Genomic DNA, 5,534 nt, shown 5'->3' with positions numbered 1-5,534 from the left:
TACAAAGGTGTTAATGTTAAAACTATAAAACGCTTTATAGCAGGCAAAGGCAATGCAAGTAAGAGTGAAGTTATTGAAGCGATACGTGAAAAAAGTTTTTCACCTAGAGATGATAATGAGGCCGATGCTTTAGCTTTGATGTTCTACGTTATGAATTTTAGTAAAGATTTTAATGTATTAAAAACTCCATAAAAAGTGGGTCCTTTCAGCTAGGCTAGCGGGTTTGGTGGGTATGACCCCAGGCCTTCTTTAGCGTCAGAGATATTTTAATTATTAACTTTTTAATTAGTATAGCAATTATATGAATTTAGCAATCCACTACTATCCTATTCGAAATCTAGTTGAATATGAGCGTAATCCTCGTAAAAATGATGACGTAGTAAATAGAATGTGTGCTTCAATCAGGGAATTTGGCTTTCGTATACCAATAGTTGCAAAAAGCGATGGAACTGTGGTTGATGGTCATTTAAGACTTAAAGCAGCAAGAAAACTTGGTATGGAAAGTATTCCAGTGGTCTTAAGTGATAATCTAAATGAACCACAAACCAAAGCTTTTCGATTACTGGCAAATCAATCAGCTAATTGGGCAAAGTGGGATGATGAGCTTTTGAAAGTAGAAATTCAAGAGTTAGAAGATTTACAGTTTGATCTTAAAATGACTGGATTTGAATTAGAAAAAGTTCAACATTTCCTTGATGATTTAGATAGTGAAAAAGAAGATTTTTCTGACTTGGTTGGTGATGAAAAAAGGGTAGAAATAACAAAACCAGGGTATTTATGGATTTTAGGTGATCATCGAATCTATTGTGGTGATAGCTCTGTAGTTGAATCATATAAAGCGCTGTTAGATGATAAAATGGCAGACATTACTGTTTGTGATCCTCCATATAACGTTGATTATGGTAATAGCCAAGACAAAAAGGTATTAAATGATAATCAAGGTGAAAAGTATGAGCTTTTTCTCTATGGCATCTGTTCCCATATTTTAGCATATACGAAAGGTGCAATTTACATCTGCATATCATCATCAGAGTTTTCAACGTTGCAAAAAGTATTTGAGGAGGCAGGAGGAAAATGGTCAACATTTATCATTTGGGCAAAGAATCATTTTACGCTAGGCAGATCTGATTATCAAAGACAATACGAAGCAATGCTCTATGGATGGAAAAGCGGCAATAAACGTGAGTGGCATGGAGGTAGAAATCAAAGTGACCTGTGGTTTTATGATAAGCCAACACATAATACACTACATCCAACGATGAAGCCAGTAGAGCTAATGGAGAGAGCAATAGTAAACAGCAGCAGATCAGGAGACATAGTTCTTGATCCATTTAGCGGCTCTGGAAGTACACTGATTGCATGTGAGAGAACAGGAAGAATTTGTAGGACAATAGAGTTAGATTCAAAATTTGTAGATGTAACCATAAAACGTTGGCAAATATATACCGGAAGAGATGCCCTTTTAGCCAGTACTGGTAAAACTTTTGCAGAAATTCAAGAAGAAAATTCGTAGAAAAGAGGCAAAAAGAGTGGAAAAAATCACACAAACAGAATGGGCAAGAGAGATAGGAGTATCAAAGCAATATGTCTGTTATTTAGTAAAAAAAGGAATAGTTGAGTTGGAGGATGGACTCATTGACCGAGAACAAGCAAACAGGGCTATAGAAACAATCAGAGATCCAAGTCAACCACTGAGAAGAAAAAACTATTCAGAAAGCGGAGAAAAACTTTCCACGATGTTGCTTAAAACGCGAATAAAAAATGAAATGGAGCGAGGTAAACTTCTTGAGGCGAAAGCTAAGGCTGAGATAGGAGAACTTGTAGCAGTAGAGGAAGTAAAGCGCGATGCATTTAATGTAGCAAGGGTTGTACGTAATAATCTGCTTAATATTCCAAATAGAGTTTCAGCGCTGCTTGCATCACTGAGTGACACTGAAAAGATTCATATGGCGCTAACTGAAGAGATTACAAACTCGCTTGAAGAATTATCTAACACTAAATTTTAAATATAAAATGTCTGCTCACTTAAGTTTAGAATTAATAAAGTGTCTCATTAATCAGCCCGGAGTGGATGTAAACGTTAGAGGATTAAATGGAAAGACACCGCTGCATTATGCAGTAGAAATTAACGAGCTTAGCATGGTTGCACTCTTACTGAACAGGAAAAATATTAATCCACTGATCGCTGACGATGATGGTAAAAGTGCGCTCTCTTGTGCAAGAGAAGAAGTATTACAAGCACTAATCAATCATAAATATGGATCAGAGGGAGATAGCTTGCTTCACTTAGCTGCGATGTTGAATGAAGCAAATGCTGTAAGGTTTTTACTTAACAAAGGGGTTAATGTTAATGAGCAGAATGCTTTACTACATACACCATTACACTTAGCGGCAGGAGCTGGACATGAAGAAATAGTAGAAATTTTAATTAGAGAAGGAAATGCGGACAAAGATGTTCTTGATGTGAGAAATCATGCAGCAATTCATTATGCAGTAAACAACAAGAAGCTAGAAGTAGTAAAATTACTTTCAAATCTTGGTGCGGATGTCAATATAGCTGGTAGCGGCAGAAATGCAATGAAATTATCTTCTTTGCACGTAGCTATAAGTAGTAGTAATTACGATGAAAGGGACTTATGTTTAGATATTGTAAGATGCTTAATAAATGTTCCTAATGCTGGGGTCAACTTACAAGATTATGAAAATAAAACACCACTACATTACGCTGAAAGACTTAAAACAGTAGAAGTATTACTAACCCGAGAAGACATAGATCCTTTGATTAAAGATGATAATGGCAAGACACCATTTTGTTATGCGAAAGAAGAGAACAAATCTGAAATAGTAAAAGCTTTAATAAGTAATAGGTATGGAGTAGAGAAGAACAATTTACTTCACTTAGCAGCAAAAAAAGGATACGGAGAGCTTCTAGGAGAGATTTTGGAAGAGGGAATTGAAGTAGATGCTATAAATGAGAATGGGGAGTCAGCGATATATCTTGCAGCAAAGAATAGGAACCTGAAGATAGTAAAATCACTACTAAAAAAAGGAGCGGATGCTACAGATGTTTTTCAGTACGCAATAACAACAAATAACGCAAAATTAATAAAATTACTGAGCAAAGAGAAGGAAATAGTGTTATTTGGAAGACAGAAGAACTTTCCAACATTTCATTTATTGAGCAATAAATATTTTGAAGAAAGGAAAATAGCAGACAAAAAAATAAAGAAATATATCAATATCGTCTGTGTTTCTATAACAGTATGTGCAATAGTGATAGTGGGAATTTACCCTAACATTATAGCTGCAGTAATGGTGGGAATAGTTGCGCTCATAGCTGCAATAATGATGAGTAATTTAATTCAGAAGTATATAGAAGAAGCACTTGAAAAGAAAATGTTTACTGAACTTGAAAGTGAGAAAACAAGTAGTCCTAATTTAAGTGATGTTATCTAATGATGGTGAAGAGCTAGCAATATGATATATGCCACATCTTTTTCTGAAGGTTTAAAACCAGATCCGCAACTTAAAGTATCAGAGTGGGCAAATGAGTATCGAGTTCTAGCAGCAACTGCAACATCAGAGCCAGGTAAATGGAGAACAGAGAGAACGCCATACCTTAAAGAAATCATGGACTCTCTATCACCCTCTTCACCGATTGAAAAAGTAGTGTTTATGAAGGGGGCACAAATTGGAGGAACAGAGGCTGGAAATAATTGGATAGGCTATATTATCGATCAAACACCAGGTCCAATGCTAGTAGTACAGCCTACAGTTGAGATGGGAAAACGTTGGTCAAAGGGAAGATTTGCGCCGTTAATAGAGAGTACGCCATGTTTAAAAAGTAAAGTAAAAGACCCAAGGTCAAGAGACTCAGGCAATACTGTGCAGAGTAAGGAATTTCAAGGTGGAATAGTAGTAATAACCGGAGCAAACAGCAGTGTAAGCCTCCGATCTATGCCAGTAAAATATCTCTTTCTTGATGAAATAGACGCCTATCCAGGAGACTCAGGTGGAGAAGGAGATCCAGTACTGCTCAGTATTGCTCGAACTAATACATTTGCACGGCGAAAGATTTTTTTAGTATCAACACCATGGAATAAGCAGAATTGAGAAAGAATTTGAAGCAACAGATAAGAGATATTTTTTTGTACCATGTCCGCATTGTAATTATTACCAAATATTAAAATGGTCACAAATAAAATGGGAAGATAAAAATCCAAATACAGCACACTATATATGTATAGAATGTGGTAAAAAGATAGAAAATCATCAAAAGACAGAGATGCTTGAGCGTGGAGAATGGAGGCCTACTAATAGAGTAAAAGGTGAGAAAAAAGGATTTCATCTTTCAAGTCTTTATAGTCCAGTTGGCTGGTATAGTTGGCAACAAGCAGTAGAGGATTTTCTCCATGCAAAGGAAAGTGAACAATTACTAAAAGTTTGGATAAATACCACTTTAGGAGAAACTTGGGTAGACAAAGGAGAAGTACCGATTGGAAGCAATTATTTAACAGGAGAGAATTTTTTCCCGTAGGCACAGTACCAAAAGGCGAAGTAGTTCTCACAGCAGGAGTAGATGTTCAAAAAGATCGTTTAGAAGTAGAAGTTGTAGCCTGGGGAAAAGGCAGAGAAAATTGGTCAATAGACTACCAAGTATTTGAAGGAGATACAGGAGGTAGGGAAGTATGGGGAAAGCTTTCAGAATTACTTAATCATCATTTTATCGGTGAAAATGGTCTTGAATATATGATAAGCATGATGGCAGTTGATGCAGGGTATGCAACGCAGGAAGTTTACAACTGGGTGAGAAGTCATCAAGGATCTGGAAGAGTAATGGCAGTGAAAGGTGTAAATAAAGCCCTAGTGCCACTTAGCAGCCCAAGTAGAGTTGATATAACAGTTGGAGGGCAAAAGCTGAAAAGAGGAATAAAGCTCTGGCCAGTAGGAGTATCGATATTAAAGTCAGAGCTTTTTCAATTGCTTAATATTTTAAAAGAAGGTGAAGAAGCTCCAGTAGGATACTGTCATTTTCCGGAGTATGCACCTGAATATTTCAAACAGCTAACGGCAGAGCAATTAGTCAGCAAGGTAGTAAAAGGCTACACCAAACAAGAGTGGCAAAAGGTAAGAGAAAGAAATGAGGTACTAGATTGCCGGATTTATGCCAGAGCTGCATCTATTGCACTTGGGATTGATCGATGGCCAGAGAGTAAATGGAATAGTTTGAGTGGAAAAATGGAAAGTAAAAAGCCTAAAAAAGTAAGACAGAGTAAGTGGTTGGAAAATGTATAACGAAGAGTATTTGTCTCAAGTTGAACAAGCAATAAAGAAGCTACAAAGTGGAGAAAGAGTAGTATCAATTGCATATGGTGACCATGTTGTCCGTTATGCAGAAGTAGATATAAATGATTTATTGAATTTAAGACAACGAATTAAGGCTGAGTTAAAAGTTGCAGGTATGAAGCCAAAGAGGAAAATTGTTTTTTCAACGAGTAAGGGGATCATATAATGATAAAAATCGTTGAAAGGAA

3 protein-coding genes and 3 pseudogenes are annotated in these 5,534 nt (G+C 36.4%); all 6 read left to right on the top strand.

Annotation, left to right across the window (positions count from 1 at the left end; genetic code table 11):
* Nucleotides 1-192, top strand: a pseudogene (locus tag Wcon_RS08880) (Holliday junction resolvase); the annotation flags it as partial.
* Between the two features lie 109 nt (nt 193-301).
* Complete coding sequence (locus Wcon_RS08875; RefSeq protein WP_114517504.1) at nt 302-1,513, top strand: DNA modification methylase; 1,212 nt, start codon at nt 302-304, stop codon at nt 1,511-1,513.
* A gap of 16 nt (nt 1,514-1,529) precedes the next feature.
* On the top strand, nt 1,530-2,006 hold the full coding sequence (locus Wcon_RS08870; protein ID WP_114517894.1) for a hypothetical protein: 477 nt from the start codon (nt 1,530-1,532) through the stop codon (nt 2,004-2,006).
* A 7-nt stretch (nt 2,007-2,013) separates the two neighbouring features.
* Nucleotides 2,014-3,481, top strand: a pseudogene (locus Wcon_RS08865) (ankyrin repeat domain-containing protein).
* Nucleotides 3,478-5,295: pseudogene (locus tag Wcon_RS08860) on the top strand (phage terminase large subunit family protein). The pseudogenes Wcon_RS08865 and Wcon_RS08860 overlap by 4 nt, the downstream one beginning before the upstream one ends.
* Nucleotides 5,288-5,512 carry a gpW family head-tail joining protein gene (locus tag Wcon_RS08855; RefSeq protein ID WP_114517794.1) on the top strand — a complete coding sequence of 75 codons (225 nt, stop codon included), beginning with the start codon at nt 5,288-5,290 and terminating at the stop codon, nt 5,510-5,512. Before Wcon_RS08860 ends, Wcon_RS08855 begins: the two are co-directional and overlap by 8 nt.
* The last annotated feature ends 22 nt before the right edge of the window (nt 5,513-5,534 follow it).

This window comes from Wolbachia endosymbiont of Cylisticus convexus (genome assembly GCF_003344345.1).
Note: the sequence above shows the minus strand (reverse complement) of the source record. Positions and strands in the feature narration are given on the sequence as shown.